The following is a 20,636-nucleotide window of genomic DNA, read 5'->3' as shown; positions in this document are numbered from 1 at the left end:
AAAGCACTCAATAAACGATTGAGTAATAAAAACAAAACTCTAGGAATCCTCGCCTTCTTCAAGGCGAGGTTGTTCAATGAAATTAAGCCCAACCCCGAAAACAAAAGTAAAAATATTGTTACAATTACAGACAAAGGAAGAAAAGTAACCCAGAAATTCAATAGAACAATTGATAGTATAGAAAATGAAATTTTTGAGGATTATACGCCACAAGAAAAAGAAAAATTAAAAATAATGCTCAGAGATTTATCAAAAAAATATTATGAATTATCCAACTGAACATTTAAAAATACTCATAAAAAGAAAATAAATAAGCTAATTAAAGCTTATCTGTTGATAGAGTTAATAGCGCTTTGTGCACCTTGTTTTACAAAACCACTTTCATCATCAAGTAATTTTTCAAGTGCAGGAATAGCTTTTTCATCACCTAAGTTTCCTAAAGCCCATGCAGCTGCTCCTCTTACTCTCCAGTCTTCATCTTCTAAAGTTTCGATTAAAGGATCAACAGCTGGTTGACCCATACGTGAAACTGCAGTGGATGCTTCTCTTCTTACTAATTTATTATTGTCATGCATTGTTTCAATTAAAGCAGGAATTGCTTTAGGGTCATTTATTGCACCTAATAAAGTTGCTGCATTTAATCTGATTTGTTTTTTTCTATGAGATAATGCATCAATTAGTGGGTCTAAAGCTTCATCTGCCCTTAATTCCAATTCACCAACTGCATCTTCAACAACAAAGTCATCTTTATCATTTAATAATTCTATTAATTCATCGATACTTCTTTCCATTTTAATCCCTCACAAATTCAATAAGGTAATCTGAATTTATTTTTGTAGTTAATGTATAATTATAACTTTGGATATATAAAAGTATTTCGATAGTATACGAACAAAATTTCAATGTAAAACAAAATTGCTATATAATGATAATATCCAAATATAATATATTAAAAAAAATTTTAAGTGAAATAATGTATAATCTTGCAATTATAAGTGGAGACGGAATAGGAAACGAAGTAATGGAAGCATGCGAATATATGCTTGATAAACTAGATTTAAATTTTAGTTTCAAATATGGAGAAGCTGGTTTTGAGTGTTTTAACAATAACGGAACAACATTACCTGAAGAAACAATTAAAATCGCTAAAAATAGTGATGCAGTGCTTTTTGGAGCATCCACATCAACACCAGGTCAGCCAAGCCCAATCATAAATTTAAGAAAAGAATTGAACGTCTATGCGAATATCAGACCAATAAAATCATATAAAGGCGTTGATTGCATTCGTGACGATATTGATTTTGTTATAGTTAGAGAAAATACCGAAGGGCTCTACTCACAGGTCGAATACGGTGACAGCGAAAAGATGATGGCTGAAAGAATAATCACCAGAAAAGCTTCAGAGAGAATTTCAAAAGCGGCATTCAATTTATGTTTGAAAAGAGGGCAGAACAAGGTTACATGCGTTCACAAAAGCAATGTCCTGAAAAAGACAGACGGAGTTTTTAAAGAAAGTTTCTACAAAATTGCAAAGGATTATCCTCAAATTCAAACTGAAGATTATTATGTTGATGCAATGGCAATGTATCTTGTAACACAGCCTCAAAACTTTGATGTTATTGTGGCAAGCAACCTGTTTGGAGACATATTGTCTGATGAAAGCGCAGGTCTTGTAGGAGGACTTGGACTTGCACCGTCAGGAAACATCGGAGATCGCAACGGACTGTTTGAACCCGTTCACGGTTCAGCACCAGATATTGCTGGTAAAAACATTGCAAATCCATGTTCAATGATTCTGTCAGCTTCCATGATGCTTGACTATCTTGGAGAATGGGAGATTTCAAACAACATCAAAAATGCGGTTGAAAAAGTAATTGCAGAGTGCAAAATCAGAACTCCCGATTTGGGAGGAAATTCAACAACAATGGATGTGACAAAAGCAATTGTTAAGGAGTTAATTTAAATGCTGAATATTACTACTTTTTTAGATGCAAATTCAAAACGTTTGGACAAGGACGTGCTGTATAACCCAACTACAGGAAATAAATACAATTCAGGTGAAATCTTATCAATCGTTTCTGAAATCGGACGTAATTTAAAAGATTTGGGAATCTCAAAAGGAGACCGTGTTTTAATTTATTTGAATAACTCCGAAGAATACTTATTTTCACTTTTTGCAATCTGGAGAATAGGTGCAATAGCCATTCCGACAAACAGAATAATGACTGCAGTTGAACTTGACTACATAGTAAACGACTCAAAAGCAAAACTAATGATTACCGATAATGAGGCAAAAGATTTAATCGATGTTGAAACATACATTCCCAACAATATTTCTGAATTTAAAGACTGTGAGATATTGCCTGCTGAAAATACAGACTGGGATGATTTATGTCAACTGCAATATACTTCAGGAACTACCGGTCAGCCAAAAGGTGCAATGCTCACCCATGGAAATTACTTTACAGCAATACATAATGAATGCGATGTGTTAACATTAAAACAGGATGATGTTTATTTAGGAATCTATCCGATGGCACACGTTGGGCTTTCATGGTCCATTTCAGCACTTAGAGCTGCAGCCTATTATATTCTAATTGAACAATTCAATATTGAAGAATATCTCCAGTTATGCGAAAAAGAAAAAGTCACAGTTTTAACTGGAATGCCCCCAGTAATACATTCATTGACAACAATGGATGCCAGAAAACATCTGAAAACTGTCAGAGAAATCATTTCCGGAGGAGGACCTCTTCACAAAAAGATTTGGAAAGATTTCCACCAGACTTATCAGATCCCTATCATTAACGCTTACGGACTGTCTGAAACCATTGTTATAGGAACCGGAACAGTCATCAGACCTGAAGATTACTGGGAAGCTGACAGATTTGAAAGTGTAGGCCATCCAGTATGCTTTTCAGAAGTCAAAATTGTTGATGAAGTAGATTCTTCCAAGATTTTACCTCAATACGAACAGGGCGAAATTGCACTTAGAGGCCCTGCTGTTGCAAAAGGATACTGGGGAAATGAAGAAAAAACAAAATCCTCATTTTTAGATGACGGATGGTTTTTAACAGGAGATATTGGTTATCTTGATGAAGACAACCGTCTGTTTATTACCGACCGTAAAAAAGACATGATTGTAATGAGCGGTTGGAAAATCTATCCTACAGAAGTTGAAGAAGTCCTGATAAAATATCCTGCTGTAAAAGAAATAGCTATTTTCAGCATTAACGATTGCCACAGAGGAGAAATCCCTGTAGCTGCAGTCGTATGGGAAAACGAAGCAGATGATGAAGGACTGATCAGCTATGCACGTGAAAACCTATCAAGATATAAGGTTCCAAGAAAAATATTTGCACTGGAAGAACTTCCAAGAGTAAACGGATGGAAATTACTTAGAAGAGAACTTAGAAAAATGTTTAAGGAATAAAAATGAGCATAACCTACAAGAACACTCACAACTTTTCAAAAAGAGAACTGGAAGAACTGTTTCTGTCAGTTGAGTGGTCTTCCGGAGAATTTCCTAAAAAGCTAGTACTTGCAATGAGAAATATCAATTGCGTTTACTCAGCCTGGGACGGTGACGAACTAGTTGGATTAATTTCAGCCATGGATGATGGTGTGATGAACGCCTACATCAATTATCTTCTTGTAAAACCGGAATATCAACTTAAAGGAATCGGAAAAACATTGGTTGAAAAAGTCAAACAGCACTACAAGGATTACCAGAGAATAGCTGTTATTACAATGCATGAAAAAAGCAGATTCTATGAATACTGTGAATTTGAAAAAAGAGAAGACAAAGTTCCGCTATTCCTAACAGAACTGAAAGATTGAAAAACTATGATTATTTAAAAATCATAGTTCCGATACCATCGGTTGTGAAGATTTCATAAAGCATTGCGTGTTTTACCCTACCATCGATGATATGGCATGATTTAACACCACTTTCAATAGCTTTTACACATGTCTCGATTTTAGGAATCATTCCGCCGGAAATAATTCCTTCTTCAATCAAACCAGGTACTTCAGAAATTCTAATTTTTTGGATTAATGTTGACGGGTCAGAAGGATCTCTTAAAACACCACGAACATCAGTTAAAATGATTAATTTTTCCGCTTTCAATGCACCTGCAATCTCACCTGCTGCAGTATCTGCATTCAGATTTAATCCATTTCCGTTTTCATCCATACCAATAGGAGAAATTACAGGAGTAACGTCGTATTCCAAAAACATTTCCAACATTTCAGTATTAATCTCGTCAACTTCACCAACAAGACCTAAATCAACTATTTCATCATCTATTTTACTTACTGGTTTTTTATGAGCATAAATTAATCTTGAATCTTTACCGGATAAACTGATTGCATCTGTATCATGTTTTATGAGTTCTGAAACAATTTCTGATGAGATTTTTCCTGCAAGAACCATTTCAATTATTTCCATGGTTTCTTCATCAGTTACTCTTAAACCTTTAATAAATTTGGATTCCTTTCCAAGTTTTTCCATTGATCTTGAAATTTCAGGCCCTCCACCATGCACAATTATAGGTTCCATTCCGACATACTTAAGCAAGACTGTGTCACGGGCGGTTGATGATTTTGCTTCATCATCAATCATTGCATGGCCGCCATATTTAATTAAAATTTTTTTACAGTAAAATTCTTTTATAAATGGTAAAGCCTCTACCAAAACATCAATATCATTCATTTTATCACTACATTTAATATTTAATTTAATAATTTATAAGTTTTTAAGTTAGAAATCCATTACAATACAATTTATATGTACATAAAATATAATCATTATTATGTCTGAGATGAATGACCTTAAAGATTACTTGATAAGTTTAGGTGCAAGTAAGGTAGGTTTTGCTGATGTCAATGGTCTTGCAAATGAATTTGTTGATTTGCCCAACGGAATCAGCCTTGTTTTAAAACTTCCTCTTGAAGCCATGGAATTTCTTAATGAAGAGGATTATGAGTCCTACTGGAAATGCTTTCACAAGCAAATTGACAAATTAACAGAAATTTCACTGAAAGGCGAAGAGTATATTAAAAAACTGGGATATGATGCATTCGGATTGACAATGACACGTAACGAATGTGATATGGAAAAATTATTGAGTATATTGCCATACAAAACAATTGCCACCAAATCCGGAATGGGATGGATAGGAAGGTCAGCTCTTCTAGTTACTCCGGAATACGGCTCAGCAATAGCACTTGGAGGAATTTTGACCGACATGCCTCTTGAATTCGGAACACCAATTACCGATTCTGAATGCGATGAGTGTACAAATTGTCAGGATGCATGTCCCGTTAATGCGATAAATCCCCAAAAGTGGAATGACAGATTAACCAGAAAAGACATCATTGACATTGAAGCATGTGGAGAATACATTATTGAACAGTATAAGGCAGGTCTTGGCTGTACAAAATGTATGGTTGAATGTAAAATTACAAAAGAATATTTAAAAAAAGAATAGGGGATTGTTTAAACCCCTATAATCCGCATTTGAATTTGAATCTGTACTCTTGGTTAACAATTTCCATTCCTTCAAATGATCCGTTTAAAATTTCAGCAACTTTCTGCAAGTCACTTGCAGTTATTTCACTACCGTTAGCAATCGGTGAGAAAAAAGTAATCTCATCATCAGTTATCAGGTAGTTTAAAAGTTTTGTGTTTTCTTTTTGGTATTTTTCAACAATAGCTAAGATTTTTTCTTCAATTTCTTTATCCAAGTTTGCCATGTTATCACCTATATTGTTAGTTAACTTGCGAAGTATTTATACTTTTATACTTAAATGTAGATATCATCGATGCAAAAATAAAGTTACAAAACCCAACTCAATTAAATTAAAATAATGGTTGATTAAATAGATGTAATGAATAAAAAATAGTAAAATAATTAATCATAAATTTAATTTCTTAAAAGATAAACTCCTGTTAAAAAACTCCATATTATCAAGGTATAAACAGAAAGTCTTTCAAGAACAGGCATGTAGGCATTTCCCATATTGAAAAACATTGCCCAAAATGCAACAAGACCTATAATTCCCAGAAGCAATGTTGCTTTTTGAAATCTTCCAAACTCATCCATTGACCTGGAAACCAGAACAAGCATTATATTTCCACCCAATATCGCCATCACTGCACCCAACGTATGATAACCGGATGTTAACGGATTTCCACCATGAATCAAACCCACAATAATGACACCTAAACCTGTTATTAGTGAAAAAATATAAAATACAATCTTATTTTTAATTATATAATCTTTAAAATTATAAAAACTGCCGAATATTAATGTCAGCCCGACTAAAATGAAAGCCGAATTCATTAACCAGAACAGCGGAGAGTTTCCGTTTGGAATTCCCAGCTCAGAAATAGTGTGAAAAATATAAGTATTAAAAATAGAAGCATTGAAAAAAGTTGCTGAAATAGCTTCAGCTAGTAAATAGTAAAGACTTCCAACTAAAAAGACAATTCCTGCAACTTTAGACTTCATAAATTAGATTCCGAATTTTTTGTTAAAGTATTTCTCTTTTAAATCGAAATTGAGCTCTTCAATATCTGCGCCTGCAATAGCCCTTTGTAAAATTTTATAACAGGTTTTTTTAGGCACGGTGATACTGTGAATACTGGATTTGTTCCAGATTTTATCAAATCTTTTCTTCAAACTGCCCATTTCCAATTTTTCAAGCACATTTTTTAAATTAATTATGTTTGCTTCATTTATTACATCATATGTGGCATAAGTCTGTGCATCCATATAAATAGGGTTTAATCCTAAAATGTAGCGTTGTAAATCGTAATCTAAAAATGAGCTGTAATCTCCATCATATGCATAAACATGAGCTTTTGCGGATAATGCGTCAATGAATACTAAAAACTGATTTGCAACCAATGCCCTTGACAAGATTTCATCACAGAAGTTTAATGCTGTTTTGATGTTGTCTTCAGAAGATCCTTTGACATAGGTTTCATAGTCTTCAAATCTGAAAGCCACAAGAGCAAACATGTATAAATCGATCCAATCATTTTCTTTTAAAAACTCACGGGCTTTGTCTGTTAATTCCAAATCATATGATTTATCAAAATCAGATAATGTTACCTCATCTGATTCACTTTCACCATTCAATACAGGTAAAACTCTTTCAATAAGTTCCTGTTTTTTACCTGAAACTTTTAATCCATTTTCCCTTAAAATATCCTTTAACTCAGCAACAGTGTATTTTTTAGAGACTTCTTCAGCAGTTAACTCCCCATTATCATCACTAGCTGAAGCTATAGCTTCCACATCACCTTCAAGATATCCTTCTTTAACCAGGTATTGGATACAATCCTCAGCTGAAGGAAAAGTTCCAAAGTTACCTTCGTTTAAAATATCTTCAAGCTCATAACCACTGTTTAAAAAATTTAAAACATTGAATATTTCTAATATTTGTTCACTCACTTAAACACCTTTTATATTTCATCAGCAATATAATGAAATTGCCGAAAGTTATAATCAAGCTTCCAATCAAGAAAGCATATAAATTTGAAATGAATATTAAAATAATAACTATTCCTAAAATAAAAGTTATTACCATTAGTAATATATCTTTTTTAGTTAATTTAATATTTTGCATATAATATTCCTTATTGACCATTATTGAAATGTAAAAAATAACCAATGAAACAATCATTAGGCCACTTGCAAACAAAGCATTGACCTCGCCAGAGTGAATTAATTCAAAAGCTACGGTGACCAGATTAATGCTTATGATAATGAAATAATGGCTGAACATTAACCTCAATGCCCTTTCAACCCGCATATGTTCCATCAAACGGTGAATCTGAATTACATAGGAACCGAACATTGCCAATATTATTAAAAATACCAAATAGGTATAAAGTCAATGTGGGTCACGTCAAAGAAATGTGTTAGCCCAACAATTGCTTCACCAAAAGTGATGATTGTCAGAAGTTCAAATCTCTCCACCAGATGAGGAAAATTAATAATGTTCTTACTGAAATTGCCTCTAATGACAAACGGCAGAAATGCACCTGCCAGAACCGCTAAAACATTTAACCAGATTACATAATCCCCATAACTGAAAATAGAACAAAATATTGCTATAACATAAATTGTACAAACGATGCTCAAAATAGTAATTGAATTGCCTGCTGCTCCCTTTAGAGACTTTTCTTTGTAAGCCTGAATTGCATACAAAAGCACAATGGTTAAAAGAATAATAAGCATTGAAACGATAAATGGAAAATGCATTGAGTACCAATCAATAGAAATGGTATCTGTCATGAAAAATACTGCAATCATGTTTAAACATACAATAAGATACTCATACCATCTCCACTGCCCGTAACGATTCACATAGTTTGTAAAATATAGCCAGGCCTGCAGGATTACAAAACATGAAATCAGATATGCGAAAAAGTTAAAAGGAGGAATTATACCTCCAACCGGCTCATTAATTAGAGCGGTTAACTGGGATATCGCATAGACAAAAATCAAATCATAAAACAATTCTATTAATTCAACCGGCTTTTTAGTGATTTCCATGTGAAAATATTTGTTAACACTGACATTTAAATATTAATTCGAAAAAAAGAAAAAAATTAAGGATTGCATGCTTCATCAGCGGCACCCATTACAACACTAATTTCATCAGAGATATTTATTTCTGAAATCTTTTTTGAGGATTCATTTTTAGCGTTATAATAGGCTTGAGCGTAATTCATTGTAATAAACATTACATCCTTAAAATCCAGTATAAAATCGTCTTCAGGTATCTTATTTAGAATATCTACTAATTCAACAGCTATTTCGCTAGATTCTAAATGTGTACCAAATTCTGCGCCAACATTAATAAGCATTTTTTTACACCTACACTAATATTTAACTTTAATAATTTAAATAAATAGAGATATGAAAACTTGTCCGAAATGCATGAGAACATTGAAAAAAGTATTTCATGACACAACAGATGAACTGGCTATTGAATCCCTTAAAGGTGAGATAATAATTGGAAACTGTTGTGAGAGCGAATACAATTATTATTGTGAATATTGCGATGAATTTTTTAGATTATAAGCCCAAAATATCCCTGTCAGGGTCTGCATTTTTAAACAGATTAATTTTTGTATCTCTTTTCCAGGTGAATTTCAAAAGGCCACCATGAATTACCTTCAAATCATCATCTGAAAAACCATCCAAATAATATATTTTACCTCGATGACCCACATTCATCATGAATCTAATCATGTGCCTGTACACCATTACTGAAAATGGGTTATAGACAACAATATCGTCAGTAATATATTCCACCAGCATGTCTATATCAAAAAAATCCGGTTTTATTACTTCAACATTGCAGTTTGGAAATTTTTCAGAAATAATAGTCTCATAATCCACAATATCACCTATTAGAATTATTTAATTTTAAACTATAAATAACGAGCAGAAAACATTATAGTAAAATGAATGATTGACAATATTGTTTTCATTGCTTAAAATTTATTTAACCCTGTTAAATTGATTTAATTTAAAACTAACCAATTTATAAACTTTAAAAATAGATATAACCAATACACATTAAAATTTGTAGGTTATACTATGAGAAAAAAAGACTTTGAAACTAGAACATCAATAATTAGAGAATTATTTAACGACACACGAAAAATAAAATGTCATGTCCCCACAGAAAAACTCGAATTAGACGAAAACATTCATCAGGAAGGAGATTTTTTCCTAACCGAAGATGGAGAATTCATTGATCTTGAATTTCAGATTACCGATTTTGACATAGAAGAACTGGCAAAATATGTAGAACTTACTGAGGAGATTCATGAAAAGCACCAAAAAGCGATTTCAATATACATTATCTGTCCGAAAGATGTAAATGTTAATGTTAATGAGTTTAACATCAAATCAAAGGCAGATTTTAATATTAAAATTAGACAGGTTGAAAACAACATATGTGAAACTGTCCTCAATGGAATTAAACATAAACTGGAAAACACTGAAACACTCAGCAATGACGATATAAACGCATTATCCATGCTTAGGGAAATATGCAGAAAAGAAGAAAGACATTACTACACAGTAGAAACATTTAAAATTCTTAATCGTTTAAGTTAGATGATTATTTATTCCATTTTAAAATAGTTTTACCGAATTTGGAAATATAATCTTTATCAAATGCTTCCTTTAAGTCATTCAAAGAATTTATTTCACAGGTATTGGTAACTAATTTTTCCAGATAATCAAAAAGATGAGGATTTTCATTCAATAGTTCCACTACACCAATAAAATCTTCCCGTTCAGATCGACTATTGCCCTGGAGTGTTAATCCTTTTTCTAAAATCATACGGGTATTAATTGGAATAGGATATTCGCTAACGCCAAATAGACTTATAATTCCCTGAGGATTGATTAAATCTATAATTTGGTCAATGGCTGATTGTGAAGCGCTTGACCCGACGCATTCAAATCCATGGTCCACAACCAGATCCTTTGGAACATCATGAATCCTGTATATTTCATCAGCAAATGAAAACAGATTAAGATTTTCCTGGTGTTTACCAAAAATTATGATTTTGGAATCCGGAAACTTTACTTTTAAAAGTAATGTAGTAATAAAACCTAAATTTCCATCACCCCAAACTCCCAGTACTTTTTTAGGAGTTGTGGCAATCTCTTCAAACTTGGATATTCCCTGATAAGCCACACTGATCAGTTCAATGAATGCACTGACCTTGGGATTGAAACTGTCTGGAATTTTAACGACCCTGTCTTGTTCAAGTTTTATTAAATCAGAAGTGAAACCATCAAATCCGCTACCTCTGAATTTGGAATTGTAAGAGTAATTCAATTTACAGACATCCTCCCCTACTGGAGTGTTGGGTATCATAACTACCTTATCACCGGATTTGAGATTTTTGCTGCCATCAAAGACTACTTCACCGATTCCTTCATGGATTAAAGCCATCGGCAGTTTTTTATCCAAGATTTCAGCAGGTCTTGAACCCTGGTAATATCTTTGATCCGCTTGACAAATTGATAAATAAGTTGGTCTGACAACTACCCCGTCCAATTCTATTTCATCAATTGACTCTTCAAAGAATTTAGGAGATTTCAATCTATAAACAACGTTAATCATGATTATCCTCAAGTATTGTATTTGCTAATTTCAAATCATATGGATATGTAATTTTGATATTTGTTACTTCCCCCTCAACAAGATATACGGATTCGTCCTTAAGAGTAAATATCTTACAGGCGTCAGTTAGGATATTGCTTTCCTCTTCAGTCAAGCTATTGATTAAATTGAAAAGTTTCTTTACATTGAAGCTCTGAGGTGTTTGGCCCTGATAATAATAGTCCCTAACGGGGATGCTTTCTATTGTCTTTGCATTGATACTTTCAACAATAGTATCTGTTGCTGGAATAACTGTATCGCAAGCACCATACCTTTCTGCAGCTTCAATATTGTCTTCAATAATCCTGTGAGTTACAAAAGGCCTTACAGAATCATGAGTTAGTATTATTGACTCATCATCTATGCCAAAATTATCTTTGATGTAATTAATACTGTTTAATAAAGTATCGTTTCTTGTTTCACCGCCTTCAATAACAACAATGTCATCATTTTTACCAATGAACTCTTCAATTAAATGATTAGTGTGATTTATAAAGTTTGAAGGGGTTAAAACTATAATCTTATCTATTTTACTGTTAATTACAAACTTCTCGATAGTGTGAATAATAACAGGTTTATTTCCAAGAGGCAGGAACTGCTTCGGAGTGTCAGTGCCTCCCATTCTTGATCCGATTCCACCTGCCAAAATAGCTGCAAAAATCATTATTTTACTCCTTTTCAAATATTATTAAATAGTGAGATTTTTCCTCAAGACCTTCCTGGCCCAATTCCTCATTCAAATAAATTTTTTTAAATCCATGATTGTTGAATATTCCTTCCAGCTCTTCTGGAGCATATTTTATTTCTGTCGGAGGTCCGAATGTCCAATCGATTGGTCTGAACTCAACAATTGCAATCTTACCATCACTCTTAAGGATTCTCAGTAATTTTTCAATAACATCATCCATGTTGCCTGATGCCTTAAAACCGTGAACTACATTGAGCATGAAAATCATGTCGATTGCATCATCATCAATTTGAGGAATGTCTTTTGTGAGATCTGCCTGAACAGTTATTAGCTTTTCAAGATTATTTTCCTTTTTATAATCTTCCAGTTCCCTGATTGAAATGTCATAGTTATCTACAGCATAAACCAGTCCATTCGGAAGATAATCATAAAGGGCTTTAATTGCAATATGGCCATCACCGCAACCAGCATCCATAAAAATCTCATTTCCGTTAAGATTCAGTTTTTCTAGAATTTCATCTGAATCCAGAAAGTTTACACTTGATTTTGCATGATGTTTATGTTCCATTAATCTCACCACATATTCTTTAATAATAATCTTTAAAAAATAGTATTTAATAATTATTAAAAAAAATAGGCAGAAAAGTTCTGTTAAAAATTAAAAAAATAATAAGAATAAATTAATTATTCTTTTTGAAACATGATTAAGAAGTGAGATTTACCTTCAGGAATGTCCTCACCAATTTCCTCATTCAAATAGATTTTTTTGAGATTTTGTTTTTTGAACAATTCCTCTAAATCTTCAGGTGAACTTCTCATTTTTGTTGGAGGTCCTTTCGGAACGTCCCATGGTTTATAGTCCATTACAGCTATTTTACCGTCTTTTTTAACAATTCTTGAAAGTTCACAGACTGCCTCATCAAGTTGTCTGGAAGCTTTAAATCCATGGAAAACATTAACAAGTAAAACTACATCGATTGATTCATCACCAACCCCAGAAATACCTTCAGGAATGTCTGCTTCGATATTAATTAGATTTTCTACATTGTTTTCCTTTTTATATGTTTCCATATCTTCAATAGATGCATCATAGATATCCACTGCATAAACAGTATTTGTAGTGAGTTTTTCTTCAATTACCTGAATTGCAATATGGCCGTCACCGCAACCAGCATCCATGAAAACTTCATCGCCTTTAAGGTTTAATTCATTTAAAATTTCATTAGAGTCCAAAAAATTTGCACTTGAAAATCCATGAGCTCTATGTCCATTTTCGGGCATCATCATAATTTTTCACCTAAATTATAATCTTTAAAAAATAGTATATAATATTTGTCAATATGAAAATTAGTGAATAACAATTAAAAATAGTTAAAATAATAAAAAAAAGTTATAAGAGGATTATTTTTTCCAAGTTTGTTTTACTCCTCTTCCCCTTTTACTACCAGGTTTGGTGTAACTTCTTTTTGGTCTAGTTCTTCTGTTAGTTCCTTTAACCTTTGCCATATTTTCCCCTCCTTGAAATTGATAATCATAAATAGATAATGTATAACAAAAAAATATTTGTTTTTAATATATTTAAAGCTTTTCTTTAAGTAGTATATTCTGCATTGATTTTAACATAATCATAAGTTAAATCACAACCCCATGCAGTTGCCTGACCGTCCCCCAAATACATGTCAATATTGACGGTGACGTTTTTGGACTGCATTATCTTTTCTGCTCTTTCAAGATATGGAGTGTTCTCAAAGGCCAATATTTCGCCTTTTCTGACCAAATCCACTTCATCTTCATCATCTGCAATTGCAATTGTAACAATATCAGGGTTTAAATCACAACCGGAATATCCTATAGCTGAGACAATTCTTCCCCAATTAGGATCTCCTCCAAATACTGCAGATTTGAATAAACTTGATGAAATAATTGATTTTGCTGCAAGTTTTGCATCATTTTGGTCTTTTGCACCGTAAACATTAGCTTCCAGGAATTTAGTTGCTCCTTCACCATCTCTTGCCATCTTTTTAGCAAGATTGATGCACAGATAGTTCAAGGCTTCCTGGAAATTAGAATCCACTTGCCCGTCATTTACGACATTAACATTAGATTGTCCATTAGCCATCATTAAACAGGTATCGTTTGTACTTTCATCCCCATCTACAACAATCATGTTAAAACTTAAATCGGCAGCCTGTTTTAATGCCTTGTTGATATCTTCTGAAGATATTTCAGCATCAGTTACAATGAAAGACAACATAGTCCCCATATTTGGGGCAATCATACCGCTTCCTTTTGTAATACCTGCAATTTTAACAGTTTCCCCGGTTGTTAAGGTCACTTCAACTGCACATTCCTTAGGAAAAGTATCTGTAGTCATTATGGCTTTTGCAGCTGCAAGAGAATTTTCCGGTTTGTTACCTAATTTTGAAAGTGATTCATAAGCTACTTTAGATATTATGTCAATAGGCATTTCACGTCCGATAACTCCAGTGGAAGCTATTGCAATTTCATCCTTAGGAATTTTCAAGTCACGGGAAACCAATTCAACTAAAGTTTCACAGTCTTTAAATCCCTGCTCACCAGTAAAACAGTTGGCATTTCCACTATTTACAAAAACAGCTGAAACAATACCATTTTTGATAACATTTTTAGTGTATTCAACTGAAGCGGCGACAACTTTATTTGAAGTGAATACTGCAGAAGCAGTACTGTTGCGACTGACAATAACAGTTACGCCAAATTTTCCTTCACGAGCACCTGAAACTTCAAGATTTTCAATTACAGAAAATCCTCCGTCTAATTCTTTAATAAATTCCATAAATATCACTTAAATTAATATAAATGTTCCACATTATTATAATAAGGATTGTCTTCCACGCCTAAAATTTTGGCTGATTCATTTTCATTATAATCAACAGCATCGGCTTCTTCAAAGACAACTTCGTCATTAGATTCATTTAAATTTGTAGTCATTTCAACAGTCACATTTTCAATATGAGTTGTATTGTTGTTTGCAGTTTCATTGTTAGCTGCTTCAAAACTCATGAAAACTCCTGCTCCAGCCCCAATGATAAATGCCAAAAGGACAATGATCATAATTAAAACAGTTTTGCCACTGCGTTTTTTCTTTTTATTGTAATTTTTTTCTCCACGAGAATATTGACGATTGTTTCTGTTACCTCCAAAAGGAGAACCTCTGGATTTCCGATTATTATTTCTATTAAAAGAAGACCTATGGCTCTTTTTATTATTCCTACCATTGCCTGCTCTTAAAACTCTTTTATCGTCTTTTCTTCCTCTCATATTATGTACTCTTTAAATTGATTATGCAACAAAAGCATATACTAAAGCTAAAATAATTCCAACAAAACCGAATACACCCAATCCCATGATAGACATCAGATATACGAATATGAATACGAATGCAAAAACACCAATCAGTTTAGCTTTTTCGTTTTCAACCAGATTTATTAAAGTTCTTGAAAATTCTGATGGAATATTATACGCATATAAACCGTTAGCCAGTTCAAATACAACTAATGACAACGGGGATGTTGAAGGTAAACTGTCAACCAGCTGTGCTCTTTCACCGGCTTCACGCCTACTTCTTCCGACACCTGCTCTGATTTTTGCACCATTGTCCAATGCAAACCAGGCGGCATCAAGACCCGCACGAATTGCTAAATCTTTGGATGGGAATCTGGCAATGAAATCATCTCCACCTTCCCTATAACCTTCAAGTTCACCGTCACATTCAGTTTCGATGAAATTTTTAATTCCAGTCATTAAATCAACAAGTTGATTTCTACCGTTTTTATCAATAAATTTGGTAGAATCGATTAAATCAATGAATAAATAATTTTCTAAATCCACAGGATGAGATTCCTGCAGCAAGAATGGAGAATCGAATACCAATGCGTATTCCCCTCCAAGTTTTGTAAATGCGATACCTGGAAAACTACCTACATTCTGAGTGTAGTGAATTGCTCTTTCGATTGAAGCGGCACCGGTCATACCTACAGCAGATATAACCTGAATACCTTCAGACAATCCAATTCCAATAAGTTCAATAGCTACACGAATTGCATCATTCTTACTTAACATTCTTGCAACGAGTTCAGTAGCTGTTTTTTCAACAATTTCTCCTTTTTCATTTTGGATGATTTTCACAAATATGTTAATTAAATTGGAAGGTCTTTCGATTTCAATGTAAAAATAACGGTCACTACCCATTATAATATTGCTGACCAATGCATATTCCTCAACCCTATTTTCTGCGGGAGTCAATTCATAAAAATTATAATCCTTAGGAATATTTTCCACACCAACGTCACGGATAAGATTTTCCAATATTGTATCAGAGGTAATTTCTGCTTTTTCCAGCTCAAAAAGAATAGTTTGAGTATAATTGAATAACTCAACATATTCGGTTTCTAAATTATTTGTTGGAAAAAATTTAGTTCCCACTGCAATAGGATTAAGTTTGGTTGTCAACTTAATATAAGACTTAGTCAAAAAACTAGTCATCAAACGCATCTCCCTTTTCAAGCTCTATTTCAAAATCACCTGGTTTTTCTAAAAGCATATCAGGTTTAACAGAAACGAATGGGAATTTCCAGGATCCGAGCCTGCCTGCTATAGTGCTTGCAATATTTCTTGAATTCCTTTTAATGAATACTTCATCATGTGCGCTTACGCGGACTAAAATATTATAAGGTGCGTTTTCAGTTACTTCATCTGCAAGCAGAATATTTAATTCAAAATTACCCGGTTTTGTAAATAGATCGTTACGAACAGCGATTAATGGCTTTTTCTCAAGACCTAATCTGTCTGCAATAGTAACGGAAATGTTTCCTGCATTTTTAACAGCCAGTTTATAATCCTTTGGATGGACCAATACAAAAATTACATATGGGGCTGCTATTTCAACATCATCAACCATTTCCACGATCTTGTTGAACATTGGTATTTTAGAAAAAATATTTTCAAGTTTAGAATCTGCATTATTTTCATTATCGATACGAATGATAGCCTGTTTAGCAATATTTAATGGAGATATTTCCAATCCTTCTTTACCAGTGTAAATTTCCCATTTTTTAAAGTTCAGCTCTTTGATAATTTCATCACAAATGTGCTGAAGAATATTTTTATCTTTTTTAGGTTTATTTGGTTTACCGAAGGTAAGTCTGCCATTATCAATTATAAATGGAATTCTCATTGAAGAGATATTCTTAAATTCAGCAGCATAATCTCTGAATTTGTCATTAGATAATATTTTTGCTTTTTCGCTGGTGGCAATTTCTAAAATAAAATGATCTGCATCATTTCCTGCTGGAACTTCCTCTACATTTTCACTTTCCAGTAATCTTAAAAATTTCTCTTTATCATCAATATCATGACGAAGTGATGCATCAGCAATAATTACAAATTCATCCTCGCTTTCCTCAAGTGCTTTGACAGCAGCGAGAATATTAGCCATTTGAGGTTGACCATTTTGATTTTTAACATGAAAAGCCACATTAGAAGCATCTACAACAACTTTCATAATATCACCTAACTAATAACAATTTAATATTTTAAATCAGTATACTATATTTGTTCAATTGTATATTTAAATTTAAGTTATAATGTATTTCTTGGAAATTTTCCAAATAAAAATTTTTCTCCACCGACAATATTTAGAAATATTTCTATTTCACTGTCTGTAATATTATAAACATTATAGGAATTCTTATTTTTTCCCCTTAATTTAGAGGAACACAATGAACCTGCATTTACCGCAAGAGTATCATTAATTCTCCAGATGTTCGGAACATGCTTATGCCCAGAGAGAATCAGGTCAACTTCATGGGTTGTCAAGGTTTTTAGAACATCCCCCGCATCAGACAATACATTGCGTTCACGGCCTGTTTGGGGAATGGAAATTACGTGATGGTGCAATGCAACAATGGAAAATTGTTCATTAATTACACATTCATCCAACTGATGTTCCAGCCACATATGTTGGGGAGTACCGACATGTCCTTTATTTTCATCAGGAGAACTGCTATCCAAACCGATTACTGTAAATTCATCACCCAATGTTAATTTCCAACTTTTTTCACCAATCAACTCTTCGAAACTTTGATAACCTAAATTACGAGAATCATGGTTTCCGGGAACTGCAAATAATGGTGCTTCAAACACTTCCAAGTATCTTTTAGCTTGTTCAAATTCATTATAATAACCATGGTCAGTTAAATCCCCAGTTAAAATAATCATGTCTGGTTGTAAACGATTTATTTCAGTTGCGGCCTGCATAAATATATCTTCATTAAAATCTGCAGTGCTCACATGCAAGTCTGAGATATGTGCAATAACAGTCATTTTATCTATTGGTTTAATTTCATAATAGCTTCTGCTAAATCCCCTTTACATTCTTCCAGTGCTGCTCTTGCTTCATCTTCAGAAACATTAGCGCTGTTAGCAACCATTTCAATATCTTCATCAGGAATTTCAATTTCGTATTCAAGCTCTACTTCACGAGCTTTTCCTTCAATCTGGTAAGTTTCCTGACCCATTACATTCATTAAACTTACGCTTGGATTATCAATAACTAATTCTTTTTCATCAAAACGGATTATGACTTCACGGGCACCTTCCAATTCTTCCATTTTCATACCCATTTTCTTCATTTGTCTTTCCATTTGTTTCATTTGTTTTTTATTCATACCAGGTATCATAATAAATCCTCTATAAAATAACTATTTATAAATATATTTTTAATTATATTAAAAATTTGCTTAAATTTTAAAAAAAAATAGAAAAAATATGGATTAATCATTAAATCCATAAGCTTCAGTTTCAAATGTCTTCGCTACATCTTTCAATACTTCAGGAATATTAATCTGCTGAGGGCATTCTTCAATGCAGCTTTCACATTCCATGCAATCTGAAGCAATCCCCACATCAGGAAGTCTTGAATAATTAAGGTATGCATTACCATTCTGTGTCCATGCACGGTCATCTTTGTTGATTATTTTTTCCTTATTATACAAATCAAACAATTTAGCTATATCGATTTCTTCAGGACATGTATCGACACAGTATCTGCATTTTGTGCAGTCAACAGTGATATTGCTGTTAATTATCTCGGAAACTTCCTCAATGATTTTCAGCTCTTCATCATCAAGAGGTTTTGCATTTTTAAAAGAGTCTATATTTTCCTTTAACTGATCCAAATTGCTTGCGCCGGTCAATACAACGCATACATCATCCAGTCCTGCAACGAATCTCATCGCCCATGATGTGACAGGATCATCGGGATTATGCTCCTTCATTATCTTTTCTGCCTCTTCAGGAACATCTGCCAGAAAACCTCCTTTAAACGGTTCCATAACCATTACTGATTTTCCATATTTCCTTGCCACTTCAAGACATTTTCTGGATTCAATTCCATCATCTTCCCAGTCAAGATAATTGATTTGAAGTAAAACGAACTCCAATTCAGGATGATCAAATAAGATTTCTTCCAGAAATTCCGCATTTCCATGAGTGGAAATTCCAATATGCTTAATAAAACCTTCTTCTTTCTTTTTTTGAATAAAAGAATATAAATCTACATTTTTCCATGCATTTTCAGTAAATCCGCTGACATTGTGCAGCATATAATAGTCAAAATAGTCCACACCACAATTTTTAAGTTGTTCGTTGAATATCGGTTCCAATTGTGATTCTTCTGTAATTACAAATAGAGGTAATTTAGTTGAAATTTTAAAAGATTCACGAGGATACCTGTCAACAACACATTCCTTGAATGTTTTTTCACCTACGCCCTCATGATAAACAAACGCTGTATCAAAATGGTTAAGACCGCTTTCCATGTACACATCAACCATTTCTTTAACCTGTTCGATATCAATATTGGTAAAGTCATTTTCGTCCAACAGGGGAAGTCTCATCATCCCAAAACCCAATTTAGCCATATTTATTCTCCGTAATTTATTTTCTCATAACATAATTTATGAAATATGCTATAACCTCTCTTTAACATCAATTTACAATAACGCCATCTACAATCTATAATAGACCTATTTAATTCCCCGAAATTGCATGGAACTCCATAAACAGAATATATTGTTTTTCATATTTCCAAACAATTTTCTTTATCTAAATGGTGCAAGAATACCTTGACTTCTTCAAGTCGAGGATGAATTGCACAAAAAGAGCAGTTAGTTATCAAATGCTCTCGCTTATTCTTTATATATTGTCTATTGATATATTATATTTTGTGTTCAAAAATTAGTTGAAATATAACAGATATTTTGATGTGTTTTTTTATGTTTTATGGTTGTAATGTTGTTAATGAAGGTTTGAAGGTTAAGTTGTATCCTGATAAGGTTATGAAAGATAAATTTAATCAGAGTCTGGGTAATGCAAGATTTGTCTGGAATAATTTATTAACAGAATACCAAAAAACCTTTGAATTATTTAAACAACATGGCTATACAAAGCTAAAATGCAATCAAACAACATTCAACACCATGTTAACAATGTTGAAAAAACAATATCCATTTTTGTATAAAAGTGAGTCAAGTAGCTTGCAACAGGTTTATCGTGACTTATTACACGCATTTAATGGATTTTTTAAAAAAAATTCCAATTATCCAAAATTCAAATCCAAAAAAAATCCCAAAAATGGATTTAGAATACAAAACAACAAAAATATCAAAATAACCAGCAATACAATTGTTTTACCAAAATT

The 20,636-nt window shown here is 32.9% G+C and carries 26 protein-coding genes and 1 pseudogene; 8 read left to right on the top strand and 19 right to left on the bottom strand.

The window, feature by feature from the left end; all coding sequences use genetic code 11:
* Positions 1–279: pseudogene (locus E7Z81_RS11505) on the top strand (hypothetical protein); the annotation flags it as partial.
* Positions 280–326: 47 nt separating this feature from the next.
* Here E7Z81_RS11505 and E7Z81_RS11500 read toward each other — a convergent pair.
* Positions 327–791: a HEAT repeat domain-containing protein gene (locus E7Z81_RS11500; RefSeq protein WP_292747976.1), complete on the bottom strand. Its 465-nt coding sequence runs from the start codon at positions 789–791 to the stop codon at positions 327–329.
* Between the two features lie 182 nt (positions 792–973).
* On the opposite strand from E7Z81_RS11500, the gene aksF reads away from it, so the two are divergent.
* Genes aksF through E7Z81_RS11485 form a run of 3 tightly spaced genes read left to right on the top strand, consistent with a single transcriptional unit; the run spans position 974 to position 3,840 of the window.
* Positions 974–1,963, top strand: a complete 990-nt coding sequence (gene aksF, locus E7Z81_RS11495; RefSeq protein WP_292747974.1) for a homoisocitrate dehydrogenase — start codon at positions 974–976, stop codon at positions 1,961–1,963.
* A complete protein-coding gene (locus E7Z81_RS11490; protein ID WP_292747972.1) occupies positions 1,964–3,433 on the top strand; it encodes a class I adenylate-forming enzyme family protein in 1,470 nt (489 codons plus the stop codon). It abuts the gene before it with no gap.
* 2 nt (positions 3,434–3,435) lie between these two features.
* Positions 3,436–3,840: a GNAT family N-acetyltransferase gene (locus tag E7Z81_RS11485; protein ID WP_292747970.1), complete on the top strand. Its 405-nt coding sequence runs from the start codon at positions 3,436–3,438 to the stop codon at positions 3,838–3,840.
* A gap of 10 nt (positions 3,841–3,850) precedes the next feature.
* Here the strand turns inward: E7Z81_RS11485 and argB are convergent, their stop codons facing one another.
* Positions 3,851–4,714, bottom strand: coding sequence for an acetylglutamate kinase (argB, locus tag E7Z81_RS11480; RefSeq protein ID WP_292747968.1), 864 nt, complete (start codon positions 4,712–4,714; stop codon positions 3,851–3,853).
* Between the two features lie 100 nt (positions 4,715–4,814).
* Between argB and E7Z81_RS11475 the strand changes: the two genes are divergently transcribed.
* Positions 4,815–5,492, top strand: a complete 678-nt coding sequence (locus tag E7Z81_RS11475) for a reductive dehalogenase domain-containing protein (RefSeq protein WP_292747966.1) — start codon at positions 4,815–4,817, stop codon at positions 5,490–5,492.
* Positions 5,493–5,508: 16 nt separating this feature from the next.
* Here E7Z81_RS11475 and E7Z81_RS11470 read toward each other — a convergent pair whose 3' ends face one another.
* The 5 genes from E7Z81_RS11470 to E7Z81_RS11450 all read right to left on the bottom strand — a co-directional run bounded on the left by E7Z81_RS11470 (position 5,509) and on the right by E7Z81_RS11450 (position 8,884).
* Positions 5,509–5,757 (bottom strand): hypothetical protein, encoded by a 249-nt coding sequence (locus tag E7Z81_RS11470; protein ID WP_292747964.1) that lies wholly within the window; start codon positions 5,755–5,757, stop codon positions 5,509–5,511.
* A 170-nt stretch (positions 5,758–5,927) separates the two neighbouring features.
* Entirely contained in the window at positions 5,928–6,515 is a 588-nt protein-coding gene (locus E7Z81_RS11465) for a DUF998 domain-containing protein (protein ID WP_292747962.1), read from the bottom strand.
* Positions 6,516–6,518: 3 nt separating this feature from the next.
* Positions 6,519–7,463, bottom strand: coding sequence for an SAP domain-containing protein (locus E7Z81_RS11460; protein ID WP_292747960.1), 945 nt, complete (start codon positions 7,461–7,463; stop codon positions 6,519–6,521).
* A gap of 417 nt (positions 7,464–7,880) precedes the next feature.
* Entirely contained in the window at positions 7,881–8,570 is a 690-nt protein-coding gene (locus tag E7Z81_RS11455; RefSeq protein WP_292747958.1) for a low temperature requirement protein A, read from the bottom strand.
* A gap of 56 nt (positions 8,571–8,626) precedes the next feature.
* The gene (locus E7Z81_RS11450; RefSeq protein WP_292747956.1) at positions 8,627–8,884 is read right to left on the bottom strand and encodes a hypothetical protein; all 258 of its coding nucleotides are present in this window, start codon (positions 8,882–8,884) and stop codon (positions 8,627–8,629) included.
* Between the two features lie 52 nt (positions 8,885–8,936).
* Here E7Z81_RS11450 and E7Z81_RS11445 point away from each other — a divergent pair, with 52 nt between their 5' ends.
* Positions 8,937–9,101, top strand: a complete 165-nt coding sequence (locus E7Z81_RS11445; protein WP_292747954.1) for a hypothetical protein — start codon at positions 8,937–8,939, stop codon at positions 9,099–9,101.
* Here the strand turns inward: E7Z81_RS11445 and E7Z81_RS11440 are convergent.
* Positions 9,096–9,422: a hypothetical protein gene (locus E7Z81_RS11440; protein ID WP_292747952.1), complete on the bottom strand. Its 327-nt coding sequence runs from the start codon at positions 9,420–9,422 to the stop codon at positions 9,096–9,098. The two genes, E7Z81_RS11445 and E7Z81_RS11440, sit on opposite strands and share 6 nt — an antisense overlap.
* A 201-nt stretch (positions 9,423–9,623) precedes the next feature.
* Here E7Z81_RS11440 and E7Z81_RS11435 point away from each other — a divergent pair, with 201 nt between their 5' ends.
* Positions 9,624–10,148, top strand: a complete 525-nt coding sequence (locus E7Z81_RS11435; RefSeq protein ID WP_292747950.1) for a hypothetical protein — start codon at positions 9,624–9,626, stop codon at positions 10,146–10,148.
* A gap of 4 nt (positions 10,149–10,152) precedes the next feature.
* Here the strand turns inward: E7Z81_RS11435 and E7Z81_RS11430 are convergent, their stop codons facing one another.
* The 11 genes from E7Z81_RS11430 to E7Z81_RS11380 form a co-directional block, all read right to left on the bottom strand.
* Positions 10,153–11,169 (bottom strand): alcohol dehydrogenase catalytic domain-containing protein, encoded by a 1,017-nt coding sequence (locus E7Z81_RS11430; protein ID WP_292747948.1) that lies wholly within the window; start codon positions 11,167–11,169, stop codon positions 10,153–10,155.
* Complete coding sequence (locus E7Z81_RS11425; protein ID WP_292747945.1) at positions 11,162–11,872, bottom strand: 2-C-methyl-D-erythritol 4-phosphate cytidylyltransferase; 711 nt, start codon at positions 11,870–11,872, stop codon at positions 11,162–11,164. The genes E7Z81_RS11430 and E7Z81_RS11425 overlap by 8 nt, the downstream gene beginning before the upstream one ends.
* A gap of 4 nt (positions 11,873–11,876) precedes the next feature.
* A complete protein-coding gene (locus E7Z81_RS11420; RefSeq protein WP_292747943.1) occupies positions 11,877–12,464 on the bottom strand; it encodes a methyltransferase domain-containing protein in 588 nt (195 codons plus the stop codon).
* Positions 12,465–12,580: 116 nt separating this feature from the next.
* Positions 12,581–13,183 carry a methyltransferase domain-containing protein gene (locus E7Z81_RS11415; protein WP_292747942.1) on the bottom strand — a complete coding sequence of 201 codons (603 nt, stop codon included), beginning with the start codon at positions 13,181–13,183 and terminating at the stop codon, positions 12,581–12,583.
* A gap of 304 nt (positions 13,184–13,487) precedes the next feature.
* Positions 13,488–14,711: a bifunctional ornithine acetyltransferase/N-acetylglutamate synthase gene (gene argJ / locus E7Z81_RS11410; protein WP_292747940.1), complete on the bottom strand. Its 1,224-nt coding sequence runs from the start codon at positions 14,709–14,711 to the stop codon at positions 13,488–13,490.
* A 14-nt stretch (positions 14,712–14,725) separates the two neighbouring features.
* Complete coding sequence (locus tag E7Z81_RS11405; RefSeq protein ID WP_292747938.1) at positions 14,726–15,196, bottom strand: hypothetical protein; 471 nt, start codon at positions 15,194–15,196, stop codon at positions 14,726–14,728.
* Between the two features lie 21 nt (positions 15,197–15,217).
* Positions 15,218–16,420, bottom strand: coding sequence for a hypothetical protein (locus E7Z81_RS11400; RefSeq protein ID WP_292747978.1), 1,203 nt, complete (start codon positions 16,418–16,420; stop codon positions 15,218–15,220).
* On the bottom strand, positions 16,413–17,438 hold the full coding sequence (locus tag E7Z81_RS11395; RefSeq protein ID WP_292747936.1) for a Zc3h12a-like ribonuclease: 1,026 nt from the start codon (positions 17,436–17,438) through the stop codon (positions 16,413–16,415). The genes E7Z81_RS11400 and E7Z81_RS11395 overlap by 8 nt, the downstream gene beginning before the upstream one ends.
* 77 nt (positions 17,439–17,515) lie before the next feature.
* On the bottom strand, positions 17,516–18,259 hold the full coding sequence (locus E7Z81_RS11390) for a metallophosphoesterase family protein (protein WP_292747934.1): 744 nt from the start codon (positions 18,257–18,259) through the stop codon (positions 17,516–17,518).
* A 5-nt stretch (positions 18,260–18,264) separates the two neighbouring features.
* Positions 18,265–18,615 (bottom strand): nascent polypeptide-associated complex protein, encoded by a 351-nt coding sequence (locus E7Z81_RS11385; protein WP_292747932.1) that lies wholly within the window; start codon positions 18,613–18,615, stop codon positions 18,265–18,267.
* A gap of 93 nt (positions 18,616–18,708) precedes the next feature.
* Positions 18,709–19,857, bottom strand: coding sequence for an aldo/keto reductase (locus tag E7Z81_RS11380; protein WP_292747930.1), 1,149 nt, complete (start codon positions 19,855–19,857; stop codon positions 18,709–18,711).
* Positions 19,858–20,211: 354 nt separating this feature from the next.
* On the opposite strand from E7Z81_RS11380, the gene E7Z81_RS11375 reads away from it, so the two are divergent.
* Positions 20,212–20,636 (top strand): helix-turn-helix domain-containing protein (locus E7Z81_RS11375; protein WP_292747927.1); only part of this gene is annotated, 425 nt, incomplete at its 3' end.

Source organism: Methanobrevibacter sp., from assembly GCF_015062935.1.
In the GTDB taxonomy this organism is placed as follows: Archaea; Methanobacteriota; Methanobacteria; order Methanobacteriales; family Methanobacteriaceae; genus Methanocatella.
This window is presented reverse-complemented; position numbering and strand designations above follow the sequence as displayed.